Annotated in this window: 1 pseudogene; it reads left to right on the forward strand. The window is 36.6% G+C overall.

Going from position 1 to position 1,069, the window contains the following annotated elements:
• Positions 1–1,069 (forward strand): annotated as a pseudogene (locus tag DM444_RS00200) (hypothetical protein); the annotation flags it as partial.

Genomic DNA, 1,069 nt, shown 5'->3' on the forward strand with positions numbered 1-1,069 from the left:
CAGGCGGAACAGCGCTTGCGGGAACAGATGCTTTGGCAACAGGAACCTATTACGTAAGCCAGACTTCGTCAGACGGATGTGAAAGCGCAAGAACTTCGGTTGATGTACAAATCTATTCTGTTCCAACTGTACCAACATTAAGTGCTATTACACAGCCAACATGTTTAACAGCTATGGGAAGCTTTATTATTAATAATTACAATTCGGCTTATACTTATACAATAACTCCTTCAACTGGAGTTACAAATAATGTGGGTACAATTACAGCGCCTACAGGAAGCTATACTATTTCGGTATCATCTAATGGATGCCCTTCTAGTGATGTAAGTTTTGTTATTAATTCAATTCTATGTGCAAATACTGACTCATTTGGAGTAAAAACTTCAGGCTCTTCAGCAATAAATGTTGGAAATGTTAAAACAAACGACACATTAAATGGGGTGGCCGTTACTAACTTAAATACAGTTGTAACAGTTCATAGCGATGGAGCATTAAGTGTTAATGCAGACGGAGAACTTACTCTTGCAACAAATACACCAAGTGGATCATATAGTATTACGTATGAAATCTGTGAAATAAATTCTTCAAATTGTAAAACGGCTACAGCCACAGTTGTAGTGGCTAATGAAATAAAAGCAGTTGTAGATACAATTACTTCAATTAATGGAAACATTGGAGGAACAACAGTATCGTTAACAGCAAATGATACTTTAAACGGAAATCCAGTTGTAATTGGGACTAACTCTGGACAAGTTACTCTAAATATTGTTGGTAGTTTACCAGCAGGGTTAATATTAAATACAAATGGAACTATTACAGTAAGTCCAAATACTCCAAAAGGAGATTATAATGTAGAATATGTAATATGTGAAGTGGGAGCCGTTCCAGCAAATTGTGATTCAGTTGTTTCAATTGTACCAGTTACGGCAGGAAATCTTGTTGCAAACGAGGATGAGATTCCATCAGCATCAGCTTCAAATGCGTCTCAGACTCTAGGAAATATTTTTACAAACGATACTAAAAACGGAAATCCGTTAGTTCCGTCAGATGTGAATATGAATGTGACTGT

The sequence above is a fragment of the Flavobacterium ginsenosidimutans genome (assembly GCF_003254625.1).
Classification (GTDB): domain Bacteria; phylum Bacteroidota; class Bacteroidia; order Flavobacteriales; family Flavobacteriaceae; genus Flavobacterium; species Flavobacterium ginsenosidimutans.